Source organism: Zunongwangia endophytica, from assembly GCF_030409505.1.
Classification (GTDB): Bacteria; Bacteroidota; Bacteroidia; order Flavobacteriales; family Flavobacteriaceae; genus Zunongwangia; species Zunongwangia endophytica.
In genome coordinates, this window is the sequence record NZ_JAUFPZ010000002.1 from 42,831 (window position 1) to 61,111 (window position 18,281).

Annotated in this window: 18 protein-coding genes and 1 pseudogene; 12 read left to right on the forward strand and 7 right to left on the reverse strand. The window is 34.8% G+C overall.

What is annotated here, in order from left to right:
- The first annotated feature begins 111 nt into the window (after positions 1 to 111).
- Positions 112 to 1,290, forward strand: a complete 1,179-nt coding sequence (locus tag QWY91_RS00340; protein ID WP_290230539.1) for an AIR synthase related protein — start codon at positions 112 to 114, stop codon at positions 1,288 to 1,290.
- A 120-nt stretch (positions 1,291 to 1,410) separates the two neighbouring features.
- A complete protein-coding gene (locus QWY91_RS00345) occupies positions 1,411 to 2,100 on the forward strand; it encodes a hypothetical protein (RefSeq protein ID WP_290230541.1) in 690 nt (229 codons plus the stop codon).
- Between the two features lie 15 nt (positions 2,101 to 2,115).
- Here QWY91_RS00345 and QWY91_RS00350 read toward each other — a convergent pair whose 3' ends face one another.
- A complete protein-coding gene (locus QWY91_RS00350) occupies positions 2,116 to 2,766 on the reverse strand; it encodes an ATP-binding cassette domain-containing protein (protein ID WP_290230543.1) in 651 nt (216 codons plus the stop codon).
- Positions 2,767 to 3,209: 443 nt separating this feature from the next.
- Here QWY91_RS00350 and prfA point away from each other — a divergent pair, with 443 nt between their 5' ends.
- Genes prfA through QWY91_RS00365 form a run of 3 tightly spaced genes read left to right on the forward strand, consistent with a single transcriptional unit; the run spans position 3,210 to position 5,938 of the window.
- Positions 3,210 to 4,286 carry a peptide chain release factor 1 gene (gene prfA, locus QWY91_RS00355; protein ID WP_290230544.1) on the forward strand — a complete coding sequence of 359 codons (1,077 nt, stop codon included), beginning with the start codon at positions 3,210 to 3,212 and terminating at the stop codon, positions 4,284 to 4,286.
- A 36-nt stretch (positions 4,287 to 4,322) separates the two neighbouring features.
- Positions 4,323 to 5,144: an orotidine-5'-phosphate decarboxylase gene (gene pyrF / locus QWY91_RS00360; protein ID WP_290230547.1), complete on the forward strand. Its 822-nt coding sequence runs from the start codon at positions 4,323 to 4,325 to the stop codon at positions 5,142 to 5,144.
- Between the two features lie 2 nt (positions 5,145 to 5,146).
- Positions 5,147 to 5,938: an ABC transporter substrate-binding protein gene (locus tag QWY91_RS00365; RefSeq protein WP_290230549.1), complete on the forward strand. Its 792-nt coding sequence runs from the start codon at positions 5,147 to 5,149 to the stop codon at positions 5,936 to 5,938.
- Here the strand turns inward: QWY91_RS00365 and QWY91_RS00370 are convergent.
- Entirely contained in the window at positions 5,905 to 6,099 is a 195-nt protein-coding gene (locus QWY91_RS00370; protein WP_290230552.1) for a Lacal_2735 family protein, read from the reverse strand. The genes QWY91_RS00365 and QWY91_RS00370 overlap by 34 nt on opposite strands.
- A gap of 128 nt (positions 6,100 to 6,227) precedes the next feature.
- Positions 6,228 to 6,932 (reverse strand): DUF4197 domain-containing protein, encoded by a 705-nt coding sequence (locus QWY91_RS00375; RefSeq protein WP_290230556.1) that lies wholly within the window; start codon positions 6,930 to 6,932, stop codon positions 6,228 to 6,230.
- Positions 6,933 to 6,962: 30 nt separating this feature from the next.
- Between QWY91_RS00375 and QWY91_RS19400 the strand changes: the two genes are divergently transcribed.
- Positions 6,963 to 7,055 carry a catalase-related domain-containing protein gene (locus QWY91_RS19400; RefSeq protein WP_386270457.1) on the forward strand — a complete coding sequence of 31 codons (93 nt, stop codon included), beginning with the start codon at positions 6,963 to 6,965 and terminating at the stop codon, positions 7,053 to 7,055.
- Between the two features lie 183 nt (positions 7,056 to 7,238).
- On the opposite strand, the gene purU is transcribed toward QWY91_RS19400, so the two are convergent.
- Entirely contained in the window at positions 7,239 to 8,090 is an 852-nt protein-coding gene (gene purU / locus QWY91_RS00385) for a formyltetrahydrofolate deformylase (RefSeq protein WP_290230559.1), read from the reverse strand.
- Positions 8,091 to 8,293: 203 nt separating this feature from the next.
- On the opposite strand from purU, the pseudogene QWY91_RS00390 reads away from it, so the two are divergent.
- Both QWY91_RS00390 and QWY91_RS00395 read left to right on the forward strand, forming a co-directional pair.
- Positions 8,294 to 11,739: pseudogene (locus tag QWY91_RS00390) on the forward strand (methylmalonyl-CoA mutase family protein).
- Positions 11,740 to 11,923: 184 nt separating this feature from the next.
- On the forward strand, positions 11,924 to 12,538 hold the full coding sequence (locus QWY91_RS00395) for a MarC family protein (protein WP_290237045.1): 615 nt from the start codon (positions 11,924 to 11,926) through the stop codon (positions 12,536 to 12,538).
- Positions 12,539 to 12,551: 13 nt separating this feature from the next.
- Here QWY91_RS00395 and QWY91_RS00400 read toward each other — a convergent pair whose 3' ends face one another.
- Complete coding sequence (locus QWY91_RS00400; protein ID WP_290230561.1) at positions 12,552 to 12,935, reverse strand: hypothetical protein; 384 nt, start codon at positions 12,933 to 12,935, stop codon at positions 12,552 to 12,554.
- A 118-nt stretch (positions 12,936 to 13,053) separates the two neighbouring features.
- Between QWY91_RS00400 and QWY91_RS00405 the strand changes: the two genes are divergently transcribed.
- Positions 13,054 to 13,503 (forward strand): Lrp/AsnC family transcriptional regulator, encoded by a 450-nt coding sequence (locus QWY91_RS00405; RefSeq protein ID WP_270060657.1) that lies wholly within the window; start codon positions 13,054 to 13,056, stop codon positions 13,501 to 13,503.
- Here QWY91_RS00405 and QWY91_RS00410 read toward each other — a convergent pair.
- Positions 13,496 to 14,389 (reverse strand): class I SAM-dependent methyltransferase, encoded by an 894-nt coding sequence (locus tag QWY91_RS00410; protein ID WP_290230569.1) that lies wholly within the window; start codon positions 14,387 to 14,389, stop codon positions 13,496 to 13,498. The two genes, QWY91_RS00405 and QWY91_RS00410, sit on opposite strands and share 8 nt — an antisense overlap.
- Before the next feature lie 189 nt (positions 14,390 to 14,578).
- Between QWY91_RS00410 and QWY91_RS00415 the strand changes: the two genes are divergently transcribed.
- From QWY91_RS00415 to QWY91_RS00425, 3 genes are all read left to right on the forward strand, one after another.
- Positions 14,579 to 14,776: a DUF1328 domain-containing protein gene (locus tag QWY91_RS00415; RefSeq protein WP_290230571.1), complete on the forward strand. Its 198-nt coding sequence runs from the start codon at positions 14,579 to 14,581 to the stop codon at positions 14,774 to 14,776.
- Between the two features lie 104 nt (positions 14,777 to 14,880).
- Positions 14,881 to 16,344: a hypothetical protein gene (locus QWY91_RS00420; protein WP_290230573.1), complete on the forward strand. Its 1,464-nt coding sequence runs from the start codon at positions 14,881 to 14,883 to the stop codon at positions 16,342 to 16,344.
- 6 nt (positions 16,345 to 16,350) lie between these two features.
- Entirely contained in the window at positions 16,351 to 16,962 is a 612-nt protein-coding gene (locus QWY91_RS00425; RefSeq protein ID WP_290230575.1) for a DUF1684 domain-containing protein, read from the forward strand.
- A gap of 65 nt (positions 16,963 to 17,027) precedes the next feature.
- On the opposite strand, the gene QWY91_RS00430 is transcribed toward QWY91_RS00425, so the two are convergent.
- The gene (locus QWY91_RS00430; RefSeq protein WP_290230578.1) at positions 17,028 to 18,140 is read right to left on the reverse strand and encodes a porin; all 1,113 of its coding nucleotides are present in this window, start codon (positions 18,138 to 18,140) and stop codon (positions 17,028 to 17,030) included.
- Between the last annotated feature and the right edge of the window lie 141 nt (positions 18,141 to 18,281).

The following is an 18,281-nucleotide window of genomic DNA, read 5'->3' on the forward strand; positions in this document are numbered from 1 at the left end:
ATAGGATTAGATAACTTAATCATAAAAGCTCTGCGAAACGCAGGGCTTTTTCTTTTTATAAACTTCTTAAAGAATTTAAAACTGATTATCTTTGACGTCTAAACCAAATTCATGAGTCAGGACGTAAGTAAAAGGTATAGTCAGCGTGGTGTTTCAGCAGGTAAAGAAGATGTGCACAACGCGATTAAAAATGTAGATAAAGGACTTTTTCCTAAAGCATTTTGTAAAATAGTTCCCGATTACCTAACTGGTGATGAAGATTACTGCGTAATTATGCACGCCGACGGAGCAGGTACAAAATCTTCACTAGCTTACATGTACTGGAAAGAAACCGGAGATCTTTCGGTTTGGAAAGGTATTGCACAAGATGCCTTGATCATGAATATTGACGACTTACTTTGTGTTGGTGCAACTAATAAAATCTTACTTTCTTCTACAATTGGTAGAAATAAAAGTTTGGTTCCGGGAGAAGTAATTTCAGCAATTATTAACGGAACTGAAGAATTGATTGCCGATCTTAAAGAATTTGGTGTAGAAATTCATTCTACCGGTGGGGAAACTGCAGATGTTGGAGATTTGGTAAGAACTATTATTGTAGATTCTACGGTAACTGCTAGAATGAAGCGCAGTGAAGTAATCGACAATAAAAATATTGAACCGGGAGATGTTATTGTTGGTTTAGCTTCTTATGGACAGGCTACTTACGAGAAAGAATACAACGGAGGGATGGGCAGTAACGGTTTAACCTCTGCACGTCACGATGTTTTTGCAAAGATTTTAGCTGAAAAATATCCTGAAAGTTTTGATGCTTCTATCCCGAATGAGTTGGTATACTCCGGAAGCAAAAAATTAACAGATACCGTTGAAGATGCTCCGCTTGATGCCGGTAAATTGGTGTTATCGCCAACCAGAACTTATGCTCCCGTAATTCAGAAAATATTATCGAAATTCAGCAATAAGGAAATCCACGGAATGGTGCACTGTAGTGGAGGAGCGCAAACCAAAATTCTTCATTTTATAGACAATCTTCATATTGTTAAGGATAACCTTTTTGAAGTTCCGCCGCTTTTCAAATTAATTCAGCAGGAAAGTAAAACCGATTGGAAAGAAATGTACCAGGTTTTTAATATGGGACATCGTATGGAAATCTACGTGAAACCAGAGCATGCTGAGGATATCATCGCGATTTCAAAATCTTTTAATATTGATGCACAGATTGTTGGAAGAGTAGAAGCTTCAGATAAGAAATCACTTACTATTAATAGCGAATTTGGAGAGTTTAATTATTAATAATTCAATTTTTCACTCTAAAAATAAAGATTAACGCCAAAGAAAATTGCGATAGCATCAATTTCGCTACTTTTTTATCTTAAACCTTTGTTTATATTTGCCTCCAAACGAGGCCGATAAATGGAAGAGAGTAGAAGGTTTATTGCACTATCTATAGTTTTTTGGGTATTACTAAATTTTACGACACTATTAGTTTTTGATGATGAGTTTGGGCGATGGATGCGCTTCATTACTTCTGCATTTTATTTAATTGCCTTAGTATTTATCAACACTTATGGTTGGAGATTATTTCTCGCTTTTTTCTTATTTGCTATTTGTGACTTTTCAGTAATATTTTATGAAGATCCTACTTTCAATGCAGCGGCCTTTATCAGTAGAGGTTTGGCCTTTATCACTGTAAGTAGTATTGGTTTTGTTAGATTAAATCGATTTCGGATTTCGAAAATAGAGTTGGCTGTTGGGCTTATACTTGTTGGTATAAATTGCTTTTTGCTGTTTGAGCTGGAAAGTATGATGACGCTTCATGATCACGAAGAATTGGGGAAGGCAGCCTTTTATGGCTTTGCAGGGATAACAATTATTACGATGATCATTGCAGTTTCTTATAATAATCGATTCAATAATAAAAAGAGTCTTTTTTACTTAGGCGCGGTTCTATGGATGATTCTTTCTGATCTTTCCTTTTTTATATCTTATTATTTAGATTTTTCAATATTCAATTATCCAGACCGTATTTTTAATATCTTGGGATCTGGATTTCTTGCGCTCTTTGCGACAACTACCTATAAAGAGAAATTAGAATTATTTTGACTAAATTTCAAAAAATCAGCTTGGTAAATAACCCAAATTCGTCAATTCTAATCTGGAATTTACGATTCTGGATTGTTTATTCTGAAAGAGATAAATATCATCTGAAATGTCCAATATCGCTTCGTAGCGATGGTCTGTAATTATAATTGCTTTCTGTTCTTTTTCTTTTTGAATTATTGTTGAAAATTTTTCGATCATTAAAGGAGAAAGTTGCGCAAATGGTTCGTCCAGAAGCACAATATTGACATTTCTCTTCAAGACCAGATAGATTTCAATAATTCGTTGTTCCCCACCGGAAAGTTCTCTTATTCTCTGATTATTTTTACTTTTCATTTCTGAAAATAACTCACAAAATTCACCAAAATCAACTTCATATAATTCAAAAGGTTTTTGCATTTTTATAGTGGGAGGAAGTAAAGGGAACTGCGGAAGCATAGCGATAGTTCCTGTTTTGTAGAAAGATTTTAGAAGGGGTTGGCCATCAACTCGTATTAATTTGTATTTTGGTTTTAAGGTTCCGAAGAAAATTTTCAAAAGGCTGCTTTTTCCGCTACCATTTCGCCCTAATAATCCTGTTATTTTTCCAGTTTCAGCTTTTAGATATACCGATTTTAAAATTGGCTTTTCATCGTAATAGAGCTCTACATTATCAATTTCAAAAATCATAAAAAGTATATTGGGATAATACAAAGAATAAGTAAAAACAGATCTGCAAGTATGGCTACACTAAAAATTTGTAAGCGACTAAAGCCGAGATTGTAAAAAAAGTGGAGATTATTTTTGAGCGAAGTGAATTTGTACAACGAATAGATGATGAAAGCAATAAATAATTTGTCTATAAATAAAATGAAAATGGGACTTCCCATTGCTATGATTAGAAAGTTGAGTAATAGCGACGGAATCAAAAACTTGCGGTAAAATTGAAAAAGGACTAAAAAATGATAAGGCATGAAGATGCTTTTTTAGATTGATGATCTATATAGAACAGTATAGATACCGTCTTTATTGTGATTTTTTCTAAATTAAGAAAAATATCAGGTAAAGTTTAGAGAATATAAAAGTTCAATCAAATTATTGTAAATTTGCTATATTAAATTCTTGAGAATTGTATGTTAGAGAAGCTAAATATTGTTAAGCAACGTTTTGATGAGGTAAATGATTTGATTATCCAACCGGATATTATTTCAGATCAAAAACGTTATGTAGAATTAAATAAAGAATATAAAGATCTTAGAGCGCTTATGGATGAGCGTGAAAGATATATCGAACTTACTGATAACCTTAAGGAAGCTGAAGAAATAATTTCAGATGGGAGCGATCCTGAAATGACTGAAATGGCTAAGCTACAGCAAGAGGAAGCAAAAGTAGAAATACCCGCTTTAGAGGAAAAAATAAGAATGATGTTGGTGCCTAAAGATCCAGAGGATGCCAAAAACGTTGTTTTAGAAATTAGAGGAGGAACCGGTGGCGATGAAGCTAGTATTTTTGCTGGCGATCTTTACAGAATGTACACGAAGTATGTAGAAAGTAAGGGTTGGAGTCATAATATCGTTGACTTTAGTGAAGGAACCAGCGGAGGTTTTAAAGAAATGATTTTTGAAGTTTCTGGAGAGGATGTTTACGGAACGATGAAGTTTGAAGCGGGAGTGCATCGTGTACAACGTGTACCACAAACCGAAACTCAGGGACGTGTACATACTTCAGCAGCAACCGTGATGGTGTTGCCAGAAGCAGAGGAGTTTGATGTGCAAATTGATCCAAAAGAAGTGCGTATCGATTATTTCTGTTCTTCAGGGCCTGGTGGACAATCGGTGAATACAACCTATTCGGCTGTTCGTTTAACGCACGAACCTACCGGTTTAGTTGCGCAATGTCAGGATCAAAAATCGCAGCACAAAAATAAAGAAAAAGCCTTTAGAGTGTTACGTTCTCGTCTGTACGAAATGGAACTTGCCAAAAAGATGGAAGCCGATGCCGCTAAAAGAAACTCTATGGTATCTAGTGGAGACCGTAGTGCGAAAATTAGAACTTACAATTATCCACAAGGTCGTGTGACAGATCACCGTATTAATCTTACACTTTATGATCTATCAAATATTGTAAATGGTGATATTCAAAAAATAATTGACGAACTTCGATTAGTAGAGAATACAGAGAAGCTTAAAGAGAACTCAGATATATTTTAATATTCGGCATCTTTACGATGTCCCTAAAAACTAAATATGACTACCCAGGAATTAGTTGAGCAGATTAGAAAAAAAGAATCATTTTTATGTATTGGTCTGGATGTGGATCTTAAAAAAATTCCAACTTATCTGCTTTCCGAAGAAGATCCTATATTTAGTTTTAATAAAGCCATTATAGATGCTACGCACCAATTTTGCGTGGCTTATAAACCAAATACCGCTTTTTATGAAGCTTGCGGTATAGAAGGTTGGCAGGCCTTACAAAAGACGATTGACTATCTACACGATAACTATCCTGAAATTTATACCATTGCAGATGCAAAAAGAGGAGATATTGGTAATACCTCAAAAATGTATGCCAAGACTTTCTTGAAGGATATGGGGTTTGATTCGGTTACTGTTGCTCCTTATATGGGAAAAGATTCAGTAGAACCTTTTTTAGAATTCGAAGATAAGCATACTATTTTATTGTCTTTAACTTCGAATGAAGGTGCCTACGATTTCCAAACCTTAACTTCAGATGATACTGAAATTTATAAAAGAGTATTAGAGACTTCTAAAACCTGGGAAAACTCAGAGAATTTGATGTATGTAGTGGGAGCAACGAAGGCAGAATATCTTGCAGAAGTGCGTAAAATCGTTCCTGAAAGTTTTCTATTAGTACCCGGAGTAGGAGCTCAGGGAGGTAAACTTGAAGATGTTTGTAAATATGGAATGACAAAAGATGTAGGCTTGTTAGTAAACAGCTCTCGTAAGATTATTTATGCATCCACAAATAATAATTTCGCTGAAGTTGCTGCAGCAAAAGCAGAAATCTTGCAACAGCAAATGGCAGAGGAATTAAAGAAATTCAAATAAAAATGGTCATTTTTGATCATTTAGGCCGAAAATTATCTTTTCCTAACACTCCGAAACGTATAGTTTCTTTGGTGCCTAGCCAAACAGAACTTCTGGTCGATCTGGGATTGATAGATAGTTTAGTTGGCATAACTAAATTTTGCATTCATCCCGAAAATCTTCGAAAACAGAAATTAGTCGTCGGCGGTACAAAATCAGTTCATTTCGATAAAATCGCAGAGCTAAATCCTGATATTATTTTATGTAATAAGGAAGAAAATACCAAAGAAATGGTAGCGGAATTAGAGAAAATTGCTCCTGTTCATGTTTCTGAGGTTTCTGGTGTAGCGCAATCGCTTCAACTTATTACAGAATATGGAAAACTCTTCAATGCTGAAAAGGAAGCTGAATTTTTTGTAAGTAAAATTGAAAGTAAATTACAAATTCTTTCAGAAAAAATTCAGAATAAAAAATGGGAATCTTGCGTTTATTTAATTTGGAAGGATCCATATATGGCTGCAGGTAGTGATACTTTTATCAATGAATTACTGCAATTAAATAAGTTGGAAAATAAAATTGTATCAACGAGATATCCAGAGGTTAGTTTAGAGCAGTTAAAAGAATATGCTCCAGATATGGTTTTGTTATCTAGTGAACCTTTTCCTTTTAACGATGATCATGTAGTGCAATTAAGAATATTGGGATTAAACGCTATTAAAGTAGACGGAGAATATTTTAGTTGGTATGGATCGAGATTAGAAAAAGCTATAGATTATTTTATTTATTCAGTTGCCCAATTTTCAACTTCAGGATAATGCATTCTTCGCAATTCCTGCAATATCTTTTTTGCTTTAGCGTTAATTCTATCACTACGCTCTTTATCTACAAGTGCCAACTTATAGGCTTTATGCATTAGCTGGGTGTATTTCTCACACATGCATTCTTCTTTCGATTTTTGTCTTAGTATTTTAAACATTCTCCTAAATTTCTTCATCAATATCGCAAAGATACAATGAGGTGTTTTTAAGATTTGCTAACTACCAGTTAATGTTAATTTAAAGTTTAGGATAAATACAGGTAAACTGTTAAATAAATTTTGAGTCTTTAGTCTTGAAGTGAAAATACACGTCGAAGTAACTCTGTTGATCTTGCCGAAAGATCGGTTCTAATATCTTTTTCTTCTACCGCAATCATCGTGTAAACGCCTTGCAATGCTTCAGTAGTAACATAGTCCGCAAGATCGGGATTTACATTTCTTGTTAGTGGAATGCTATTGTACTTTTCAATTATATTGCTCCAAACAGATAACGCTCCAACTTTTTCTAGAGAATTGGTAATTACCGGATTAAATTTATCGTAAAGTTGTGTTTTCGTTCTGCCAACTAAATATTGAGTGGCAGCATCTTCCTGTCCTAAAAGAATCGTGCGAGCATCATTAAACGTGATGCCTTTTACTGCATCAACAAAAATAGGAGTTGCTTCTTTCACGGCATCCTCGGCAGCGCGATTTAATACTTTTAGACCTTGATCGGCTAAACTTCCTAAACCAACATCTCTTAAGGTTTTATCTACTTTTTGTAATTCCGGCGGAAGCGCAATTCTAACTAATTCATTTCTGAAGAAGCCATCTTCCTGCGTTAACTTGGTTACTTGCTTATCGATCCCAAAATCTAAGGCTTGGCGTAAGCCTGAAGCAATCTCGTTATTTGAAACACCATAACCACTCTGCGGTAACTGGCTTGCTATATTTTGAAGTTCTGAACAGGATACTAATGTGAATACTAGAATTAGGCTAAAGATCTTTTTCATTGGGATTTTTTTCAAATATAATATTTAAGAATGAACTACACACAACCGGGTAATTTATACCGAGTGATGAACGAAGAAGCAAAATCTAATTTAGTTTCAAACACAGTTGGATCTTTGAGTTAGATTTCTGGAGAGAAGAAAGATGAAATCATTATGCGCCAGTTGTGGCAATGGTTTAGAGCAGATGCCGAATTAGGTGCAAGAATTGCAAGTGGATTGGGAATAGAGATTGATAGGAATCAATTTATGCAGTAATTATTTCTGTTGTCATAGAAACTAAAAAGCGCCCAATTCCGGGCGCTTTTTCTATGTAAAAATGACGGTCTTATTATTAAATACCATAGTTTTTCGTTGAATATGAAGTTTTATTCCGCGAGAAAAAACAATTTTTTCTAAATCCCGACCTTTTAAAATTAAATCTTTAATAGAGTGCGAATGCGAAATGCGAGCAATATCCTGTTCGATAATCGGTCCAGCATCTAATTCGGCAGTAACATAATGGCAGGTAGCACCAATAATCTTTACTCCGCGTTTGTAAGCTGAATGATATGGTTTGGCGCCAGCGAAAGCTGGTAAAAATGAATGATGAATATTGATAATATTATTAGGAAATTCAGCAATAAGCTCATCAGAAATAATTTGCATGTAACGCGCCAAAACAATAAAATCAACTTCAAATTCTTTCAATAATGCCAATTGTTTTTGCTCTGCTTCGGCTTTAGTAGCTTTAGTTACAGGAACATGGTAAAAAGGGATCTCAAATGCTTTGGCAATAGGTTCAAGTTCGGCATGATTGCTTAGAATAAATGGTATTTCAACACCAAGTTCACCGGCTTTATATCTACCCAGAATATCATAAAGGCAATGATCATATTTTGATACAAAAACAGCCATTTTCAGGATTCGTTCTTCAGCATAAATTTTCCAATTCATGTTGTATTTTTCAGCAATATGAGTTTCAAAACCTGCCCTTATTTCAGCAATATCAAAACGTTCAGAAAACTCATTTTCTAAACGCATAAAGAAAATACCGTTTTCAGTATCTACATATTGGTCGATATAAACAATATTTCCGTTTCTGTCATTAAAAAAATTGGTGATAGCAGCGATGATTCCGCTAGTATCTTTGCAATTTATAAGTAATGTAACTTTAGCCATATTGCTTGTTTTGTATAGAAATAATTCTAACTAATCGAGTTGCTGTAAAAGGAGTCCTCGAGTATCGCCTGGACGAATAGTAAAATTACCTTAATCACTTTAATTGCACTAACTGTAGTTCAGTTTTGTGCTTTTTTCATAATAATCAAAAATTATTTACAATTTTCGTAAATTGCAGGTTGTAAATTAAGACTTTATTGAAAATGGAACAACAGTCTCCCTATATACCTAAAAATAAAATAAGAATTGTAACCGCGGCTTCGCTTTTTGATGGTCACGATGCAGCGATAAATATTATGCGTCGGATTATACAGTCCACCGGGTAGAAGTAATCCATCTTGGTCACGATCGCAGTGTAGATGAGGTTGTGAATTGCGCCATACAAGAAGATGCGCATGCTATTGCGATGACAAGTTATCAAGGCGGGCATACCGAGTATTTTAAATATATGTACGATTTGTTGCAGGAAAAAAATGCCGGTCATATCAAGATTTTTGGTGGAGGCGGAGGTGTAATTCTTCCGGAAGAAATTAAAGAACTTCAGCAATACGGAATTACGAGAATTTATGCTCCCGACGATGGAAGAGAGCTTGGATTACAAGGGATGATTAACGATTTGGTGAAGACGGTAGATAATGAAGTTCCTTCTCTTCCTGAAACTATTAATATCGCGGAAAGTCTAAAATCCAAAAACACAAACACTGTTGCAAGATTAATTTCTCTTGCTGAAAATAAGCATTCTGAATTCGAAACTCATTTTAATGCCGTTCCTAAAACTGAAAAAAACATTCCGGTTCTTGGGATTACAGGAACTGGTGGAGCCGGGAAATCTAGTTTGGTAGACGAATTAGTGCGACGCTTTTTAAGCGATTTTCCGGAGAAACATATAGGAATTGTTTCGGTAGATCCTTCAAAGAAAAAAACCGGCGGAGCTTTGCTTGGGGATAGAATTAGGATGAATGCTATTAATCATCCGCATGTATATATGCGTTCTTTGGCAACAAGACAAAGCAATTTGGCATTGTCTAAATATGTTCAGGAAGCTGTTGAAGTATTGAAGAAAGCAGAATATGATCTTATTGTTTTAGAAACTTCTGGAATTGGCCAATCTGATACTGAAATAATCGATCATTGCGATGTTTCTTTATATGTAATGACGCCTGAATTTGGTGCGGCAACTCAGCTTGAGAAAATCGATATGTTAGATTTTGCCGATTTGGTAGCTATTAACAAATTCGATAAACGTGGCGCGCCAGATGCACTACGAGATGTAAAAAAACAATATCAGCGCAATCATCAATTATGGCATGAAGATGCTGAAAAGCTTCCGGTTTTTGGAACGATAGCTTCTCAGTTTAACGATCCCGGTATGAATACTTTGTATCGAAAGATAATGGATACGATTGATGAAAAGACAGCTTCAAAATTAAAATCTACTTTTGAAGTTACTCGAGAAATGAGCGAGAAGATTTTTGTTATTCCGCCAAAACGAACGCGATATCTTTCTGAAATTGCTGATAACAATCGGTTATACAATGAAACTGCGGTAAAGCAAGCTGATATTGCACAAAAACTCTACGGAATTTATAAGACCATTTTAAGTGTTTCGAATATTTCCGAAGAAAAATATAATGCGCATTTAGATAAAAACGGCCTTGTACAAGAAGAATTTTTAGATGACCATCAAACCGAAAAACATGAATTTTTAGGCTTATTATTTAAAGAGTTTGATCGTGTAAAAATGGATTTAGATCCATACAACTGGGAGATTATTTTAGGTTGGCAGGAGAAAGTAAATAAATACGTAAATCCAATTTATTCGTTTAAAGTACGTGATAAAGAAATTAAGATAGAAACACATACCGAGTCGCTTTCGCATACGCAAATTCCTAAAGTTGCTTTACCAAAGTATTCGGCTTGGGGTGATATTTTGCAATGGAGTTTGCAAGAAAATGTACCGGGAGAATTTCCGTACACTTCAGGTTTATATCCGTTTAAACGCCAAGGAGAAGATCCTACAAGGATGTTTGCAGGAGAAGGCGGGCCAGAACGTACTAACCGAAGATTTCATTACGTAAGTTTAGGCTTGCCGGCAAAACGTTTGTCTACTGCTTTCGATTCGGTTACGCTTTACGGTAACGATCCAGATCATCGTCCTGATATTTATGGTAAAATTGGTAACGCCGGAGTTTCGATTTGCTGTTTAGATGATGCTAAAAAGTTGTATTCTGGTTTCGATTTAGCCGATGCATTTACATCGGTAAGTATGACGATTAATGGGCCGGCGCCGATGTTGCTTGGATTTTTTATGAATGCAGCAATCGATCAGCAATGTGAGAAATACATAAAAGAAAATGAATTAGAAGATCAGGTTGAAGCAAAGCTAAAAGAACTTTATGACGATCAGGATATCGATCGTCCTAGTTATAAGGGAGAATTGCCAGAAGGAAATAATGGTTTAGGCTTAATGCTTTTAGGAGTAACTGGCGATCAAATCCTTCCGAAGGAAATTTATCAGGAAATAAAAATAAATACTTTAGCTTCGGTTCGTGGAACCGTACAAGCCGATATCTTAAAAGAAGATCAGGCACAAAATACCTGTATTTTTTCTACGGAATATGCGTTGCGTTTAATGGGCGATGTTCAGGAATACTTCATCAAAGAGAAAGTTCGTAATTTTTATTCAGTTTCTATTTCAGGATATCATATTGCTGAAGCTGGAGCAAACCCGATTACACAGCTAGCATTTACACTCGCAAATGGTTTTACTTATGTAGAATATTACTTAAGCCGAGGGATGGATATTAATAAGTTTGGTCCTAATTTATCCTTTTTCTTTAGCAACGGTGTAGATCCCGAATATGCCGTAATTGGTCGTGTAGCTCGTAAAATTTGGTCTAAAGCTTTAAAAAATAAGTATGGCGCAAATTCTAGAGCGCAAATGCTGAAATATCATATTCAAACTTCAGGACGATCACTGCATGCTCAGGAAATCGATTTTAATGATATAAGAACTACGCTTCAGGCCTTGTATGCAATTAACGATAACTGTAATTCGTTACATACCAATGCCTATGATGAAGCGATTACCACGCCAACAGAAGCTTCAGTAAGACGCGCTATGGCGATTCAGCTTATTATTAATAAGGAATTAGGATTAGCGAAAAATGAAAATCCAATTCAAGGTTCATTTATTATTGAAGAATTAACCGATTTGGTTGAAGAAGCAGTGTATGCCGAATTTGATCGGATTACTGAAAGAGGTGGCGTTTTAGGAGCTATGGAAACCATGTATCAGCGTGGGCAAATTCAGGAAGAAAGTTTGTATTACGAAACTTTAAAGCATAATGGAGATTATCCAATTATTGGTGTAAATACATTTTTAAGTTCTACAGGTTCGCCAACGGTTACTCCGGGAGAAGTGATTAGAGCAACGGAAGAAGAAAAGCAACATCAAATTAAAACTTTAGAAACCTTACATAAAGCAAAGGAAACCAAAGCCGAAGAAGTTTTGGAAGCCATTCAAGAGGCAGCAGTCCAAAATGAAAATATCTTCGAAATTTTGATGGAAGCGACTAAAGTGTGTAGTCTTGGGCAGATCACCAATGCGATGTTTGAAGTAGGTGGACAATATCGCCGAAATATGTAATTTTAAACCAGAAAAGTTATTCAGTAAAATCTTAATTGAAGTCACTGAAAATCAGCATTAAAAATCATCTTTTATTAATTTGAAAAAAGATGATTTTTTTGTTTGTAAATCGATAATTCCAATCTACTTTTGCCGGCTTTTTAGAAGGGCTTTTCAGTAATAATTTTTAAAACAACTGGCAGTGATAGAGAATGTTTGGTTATTTGCAATTGCGGTGTTTACCGGTTTCTTTGCAATTAATAGCCCAATTGGTAACATACCTGTTTTCATTAGTTTAACGAAGCAGGCCGACCGTAAAACGCGAAAAAAGATTTCAAAAAAAGCCACAATTACGGCTTTTATCATTGTTTCTGGCTTTGTGATTTTAGGAAAATATATTTTTAGTCTTTTTGGCTTAACAATTCCGGCGTTTAAAATTACCGGAGGGCTACTTATTTTCTTTGTAGGTTTCGAGATGATTCGTGCGCAAGAATCTAGTATTGATAACCAGAGCGAAGTAAACTTTAACGAAGGTATTTCTACCTCGCCGTTAGCTATCCCGATTTTGGCAGGACCAGGGTCTATTGTAACCGCAATGAACTACACTACAAACGCTGGTTATTTAGAATTATTAGTGATTTTGGTAATGTTCGGTTTAATTATGTGGTTAAATCATCTTGCATTTTTATCCAGTGATTACTTAGTGCGTTATATTGGACAAAACAAAATTGTAGTGGTTGAAAAGATTATGGGATTAATCATCGCAATTATTGGTACCAATATGCTTATTGAAGGTATAAAATTGGCTTTCTTTGAATAATTCTTAGAAAATATTATTTGTGATCGTGGTGCAGCCAATCTGAAACTAAATGCTCAAAATGATGAATTTCTTTTCGAAGTAGATCTAAAAATTCGGTTTCTTTAATACCGGTAATCTCGATATTGCGGCAATTAGATTTAATTCTTTTTGCCGCTTTTTTTATTCTTTCTATGCGTCTTTGCTTAACTTCGATACTGCGCGCAGTTACCACTCCTGCTATACCTGGAGCAAGTTGCAAAGATTCGGTCACCAATCTTCCTGCATAATTATGAGCCGGAACTGAAGATATTTCCATTTCAATAACGTGACGATTGTTAGAGAAATAAGAGGAAACGGCACTTGATATTTTAAAAATTTCAAGCGCTTTTTGATAAACAGGCAGTTGGTAAGCATTCATAATTCGGGAATTTCTACTATAAAATTACCGAGAATTTGATTACTCTGTATTTACATATTAAAGCCAAATTCACAAAATCCCTTAGATTTTAAATATATTTGCTCAAAATGCTTTAAATATGAATGTAGATAAATTGAATTGGGCTATTCTGGATTTACTTCAGCAAAATGCTAGATATTCTTTTTCTGAAATCGGTAGGAAAGTAGGTTTAAGCTCGCCCGCAGTAGCCGAAAGGGTAAAGAAAATGGAAGATGCCGGGGTGATCAAAGGTTATAAAACCGAAGTTTCTTACCAAAAAACAGGACATCATTTAAAAGCGATTATTACGTTGCGTGCTTTTATGGGTAGACTAAAACCTTTTTTAGAAAAAGTAACCGAGTTTAAAGAAGTAATTAATTGCTACCGAATTACAGGTAATGAGAACATTATAATGGAAGTAATATTCCTGGATCAGGGACATTTAGAAGTTTTTATCGATAAATTAATTACCTACGGCGAAACAAAAACACACATTATTTTATCGAATGTGATTGAGCATGCACCGGTAAGAAACCGCAATATTACTTAATTCCGCTTACAAGATACATCAATGAGCCACCGGCGGCATGGTATTTTTCCCGTTGTACCGCACCCATAATATGGTCTGATCGTGTGTCGTACTTTTCCTGATATTCAAAATAAAATGGCATATATTCTTCTCCCGCGGCATTAAAATAATCGATGTCCTTTCGAGTTTCAGATTTCCAGGCGCTTCCCTGCATCCATTGCTTAAGCGTAGCGATCTGCTCTTTATTATCATAAGGCGGATACATAGCAATCGCTTTGTCTGATAAACGTACCTGAATATCCTTCATCGTTTCCATAGCAAACCAACCGGGTAACAAATCTCCCAAAGAGTTATCTCCTTCTCCCAATTTTTTCTTTCCTTTTTCGATAATCAGTCGGTATTTGATGTGATCTAAAGTTTCATCGATACTATCGTTTTGAGAAATAGAATTTTTGGTAAGCGTTTGTACGATATTGTTTGGCTCTACGCAAAGTAATAATCCATTCGGCTTTAGTACACGAGTCATTTCGCTCAAAGCCTTTTTCGGATTTTTAAGATGAATCAAAACGGTTTGGCAGGTTACCAGATCAAAAGTTTCGTCATCAAAAGGAATATCCTCGGCATCTCCTTTCTTCAAACTGAAATCGACTTGAGATATACTGAAGTAATGCTCTAATTCCATATTACTTTTAAACCAGTTCTCATCATTATCGATAGCGGTAATTTTAGCTTCCGGAGCTAAATAGGGTGCCAACGTTTTAGTCCAATGACCCTGGCCACAACCAACATCTAGCATATTAGAATATTTACTCAATTCTAAACGCTGTGCAGTGAGATCAAGAAATCCTTTGTTCCACCAAAAATCGCGATATGATCCAAAATAATTATGAGAGTGTCCTTGTTGCAATACGATAATTTTAGTCTTGCAAATATACTTTAGAGTTCAGATTCTCACAAAGCAAAATCAGGAATAGAACGTCCTAAATTTCGCATTGTTAAATTAGTGTATAGCATTAGTTAAATTTAGGCAAATTGAATTTTTTTTAATAAAATGTTTAGCTTTCTGGTTGTATCTTTGAACAAATAAAAAATTGTTATGAAAAAGTATACAGTGTTGTTTTTAGTTCTTGCCGTAACTTCAGGGTTAGTAGGTTTTACAGGACTACGATTTACGGGGATTGAGGTTATACGTGTTGTTTGTTTAATTACTGCCGACATTTTCGTAATTTCTTTGCTGTCAGAAATGTTTTTCCCAAATAAGAAATTAAAACTGCAACGAATTAAAAAGAGATAAAAATTATCGATTTTATATAGAATTTAGGCTTTCACTTTAGTGAAAGCTTTTTTTATGCATTAAATTTAAAACATACTATATTTACTAGAATTAAATATACACCTATGTATTTGAAAAAAGTTATAATTATTTTCTTTAGTTTCTTCTTCTCAGTTACGATGAATTCGCAGGAGATTAGATTGAAAAAAGGGGATGTTACCGATAATATAAGAATAAACGATTCTATAGAAGGAACCTATGCAGTTTATCTCCCGCAGAATTATGATTCTAAAAATCCACCTGCAGTAATTTTTATTATAGATCCAGATGGAAATGCCAGGCAATCTGTTCAATTATTTAGAAAAACAGCCGAGGAGCAATCTTATGTAGTTGCGTCGAGTAATCGAAAAATAGATGATGCTTCCATAGAGAATAACCTTAAGCAGACGCTAGAGTTTATGAATAGTTTTTATAGAACTGTTCCCGTAGATCCTAATTCACTTTACATTGCGGGTTTCAATGATGCTGGCCAGATTGCTTCGGCTTTGCCTCTAGTAAACGAAAGGGTAAATGGAGTTTTAGCGATTAACAATGCATGGATAAATACTGAATTTACGGAAAATAGAAAAACATCCTATTCTTTTTCAGCTATCGTAGGAACTAAAGATTACACGCGTTATTCTATAGTGAATATTAATGATTTTTTAAAAGATGAAGATTTCCCTTCAGAAATTAATTATTTTGAAGGTGGTCCTGAAAGCTGGCCAGATGCCAATACGATTTACAATGCTGTTGCTAGTTTTACATTGAATGCCATTAAAGAAGAAAAACGCCAAAAAGACGATTCTTTGGTGAATAAAATTTTTGAAAGCGAAATTGCTGCTATAGAATCTTTACGTAGAGAGCGTTCTTATTATACAGCCTGGGTACAGCTTAAAAAAGCGGAAGATAAATTTGAAGAATATGATCGTTTTGATGATCAATTAAAAGAATTGAAAAAAAGTATTAGAAGAAATAAAGCTTTTAAGCAGCAGCGCCGTAATTGGTATACCGTTAAAGAGGAGGAAATGCTGCAACGTGAAGATTACACTTATTTTTTGGAAACCGATGTGTATACAGCAAATTTCGAAAATATAGGTTGGTGGGCTTCTCAAATAGATAATCTTGAAGAAGGGAAATCGAATAATGATTTACTTGAAAGAAATAAAGCTTTTCGATTAGAAGGTTATTTAAATACAATTATTGGAAGTACTTATAAAGATTTAATTTCTTCTGAAACTTTTTTAGACCAAAAAATCTACATCTCTATATTAAAAACAATTGTCGATAAGGAAAATCCAGATGGATACTTAAGCATTATACAGTTGGCGGGCCACGATGGGGACTACCAAACTGCGATGTTGTATCTGGAAGATTTATTGAAGACAGGTTATGACAACTTTCCGAAACTTTATGAACTTGAAGGAGTTCTCGATCTTCAGATGAGTAATGAGTTTAATCAAATGATTGAAAAATATGGTGGAACTGCAAAGTATCTTGTTTTTGATACAGAAGAACAGTCAGAAGAAAATTCAACGGAACAAAATTAATATTCGATGAAAAAGCTGCCATTAATTTTAATTTTATTCGGAACTATTTTTTCTAGTTTCTGCCAAGAAAAAACTAAAGATCCTATTGATCAGATAAAAACATTTCAGGAACATTTAAATGAAGAATATCGAAGCCCTGAAGAATCCCCTTTATCTGAAGAAGAACGTTTAGCGTTTAAAGGACATGATTTTTATGAAATTGATACCTCATTTATAGTTGAAGCAACCTTTGTAAGAACAGCTCTTGAGTCTCCTTTCAGAATGCAAACATCCTCTGATCGTCAACCAATTTATGTAAAGTATGCAGATTTATATTTTACACTGAAGGGAAAAGAATTAAAACTAGCTGTTTATCAAAGTCAGACTTTAAAAGATGATCCTAAATATTTTGATTATCTATTTTTACCTTTTACAGATGACACAAACGGAAAAGGTTCTTATGCTGGAGGAAGATATATTGACTTAAAAATTCCTAAAGAAGGAACAAAAGAAATAATCTTAGATTTCAATAAAGCTTATAATCCATATTGTGCGTATAGCGGAGGCTATTCCTGTCCTGTTCCTCCTACAGAGAATAATCTTGATTTGAAGATCTCTGCAGGAGTAAAGGCTTATTAAGCAATGACAGGATGCATATCAATATGCATTAGTAAATTGGTTAGTTAATTGTTGATTTCTGATCGTTAGAATGAATAAATCGCTGCAATTATAAAAGATGATAAATTATCTTGTGGCATAAGGTCAGAATCTACAAATGGTTCAGCACCATCTACGCTATCTAATCTTAATTCAGGTTTTACTATCAAATTTCCGTAAGTGTAACTTCCAGTTAAAGTGAATGCAGTAGTAGTAGCATCGGCGTTATAAACCACTCCGCCATCTTCTAATTCATTAAAATACTCAGCTCTTAATCCAATAGCGAAACTATCTGAAGTGCTTATTTGTGGATAGATTGCAGCACCTGCAAAACCTGCACCGTCTGTTGTTTGATAAGAACCATTAAAACCTAAATAGAATGTATCACTTAAGTCCCAACCTGTAGTAAGATCTATTTGAAACAATGCATCATCAGCCATTGTTTGTTCCCCGTAAATTAAATTAAGGTAAGCGCTACCGGCATCGTTGGAATACCCTAACTGACCTCCAAAGGAATATTTTCCAATTGGATTATATTCTGTATAATCTGTAGGGTTCATTACTGCTAACATAGCACTCCAATTTTCATCTATGGTGAAATCTGCTTTTAAACCTGTATGAGAAAAAGGACCATAAGAGAATAAGTAGGAGGTTGAATAGTTGAAATTAGCTGCGGGAGAAATTACTTCGTAACCAAGGAAGGTATTAAAGTTACCCAAAGTTAATCTAACATTATCACTTACATTATAATACATGTATAATTGGTTAATAATGTTTGAGGATCTATAAAAATCGCCTGCCTGTGGAGAATTGAAAACTGCATCGGCTCCTCGTGGGCCATATACAAGATCGGCTACAAAACCAACTTTTTCTCCTTCGTAACCAATAATAACGTTGGCCATACCTAAAGCAAATCCTGGTAAATTTGCGAAAGAAGAACCCGGTGCGGTACCAAGAAATTCGTCACCAGCATCATTTACGTCTTCTTTATTAAGGCCATTGAAATTAGCACGGTAGTAAGCGTCTACAGTACCTGAAATACTGATTTTCGATAAAAAACTTTCCTCTTCTTCTTCCTGAGCCTGTACATCTACATTTAGTACGGTTACCATTGATAATACTAGAAAAAGTCGGATATTTGCAAAATTGAATTTTGACATGTTTACATGAATTAGTTTGTTCGACAAAAATGAATTAATAGTAAGCAGAATGAAAAATTCTCAAAATGGGAGCACTCCGCCAAGTGCTCCTTTTTTATTTTTCAGTCTGTAAAAGTAAACGTGTGTGTTTGTTATGTTTTA

Coding starts and splice junctions, on each gene's coding strand:
- QWY91_RS00345 (WP_290230541.1), top strand. CDS start 1,411: ATGGAAGAGAGTAGAAGGTTTATTGCACTATCTATAGTTTTTTGGGTA.
- QWY91_RS00425 (WP_290230575.1), top strand. CDS start 16,351: ATGAAAAAGCTGCCATTAATTTTAATTTTATTCGGAACTATTTTTTCT.
- QWY91_RS00400 (WP_290230561.1), bottom strand. CDS start 12,935: ATGAATGCTTACCAACTGCCTGTTTATCAAAAAGCGCTTGAAATTTTT.
- QWY91_RS00375 (WP_290230556.1), bottom strand. CDS start 6,932: ATGAAAAAGATCTTTAGCCTAATTCTAGTATTCACATTAGTATCCTGT.
- QWY91_RS00415 (WP_290230571.1), top strand. CDS start 14,579: ATGAAAAAGTATACAGTGTTGTTTTTAGTTCTTGCCGTAACTTCAGGG.
- QWY91_RS00430 (WP_290230578.1), bottom strand. CDS start 18,140: ATGTCAAAATTCAATTTTGCAAATATCCGACTTTTTCTAGTATTATCA.
- pyrF (WP_290230547.1), top strand. CDS start 4,323: ATGACTACCCAGGAATTAGTTGAGCAGATTAGAAAAAAAGAATCATTT.
- QWY91_RS00370 (WP_290230552.1), bottom strand. CDS start 6,099: ATGTTTAAAATACTAAGACAAAAATCGAAAGAAGAATGCATGTGTGAG.
- prfA (WP_290230544.1), top strand. CDS start 3,210: ATGTTAGAGAAGCTAAATATTGTTAAGCAACGTTTTGATGAGGTAAAT.
- purU (WP_290230559.1), bottom strand. CDS start 8,090: ATGGCTAAAGTTACATTACTTATAAATTGCAAAGATACTAGCGGAATC.
- QWY91_RS00340 (WP_290230539.1), top strand. CDS start 112: ATGAGTCAGGACGTAAGTAAAAGGTATAGTCAGCGTGGTGTTTCAGCA.
- QWY91_RS19400 (WP_386270457.1), top strand. CDS start 6,963: ATGAACTACACACAACCGGGTAATTTATACCGAGTGATGAACGAAGAA.
- QWY91_RS00405 (WP_270060657.1), top strand. CDS start 13,054: ATGAATGTAGATAAATTGAATTGGGCTATTCTGGATTTACTTCAGCAA.
- QWY91_RS00420 (WP_290230573.1), top strand. CDS start 14,881: ATGTATTTGAAAAAAGTTATAATTATTTTCTTTAGTTTCTTCTTCTCA.
- QWY91_RS00365 (WP_290230549.1), top strand. CDS start 5,147: ATGGTCATTTTTGATCATTTAGGCCGAAAATTATCTTTTCCTAACACT.
- QWY91_RS00350 (WP_290230543.1), bottom strand. CDS start 2,766: ATGATTTTTGAAATTGATAATGTAGAGCTCTATTACGATGAAAAGCCA.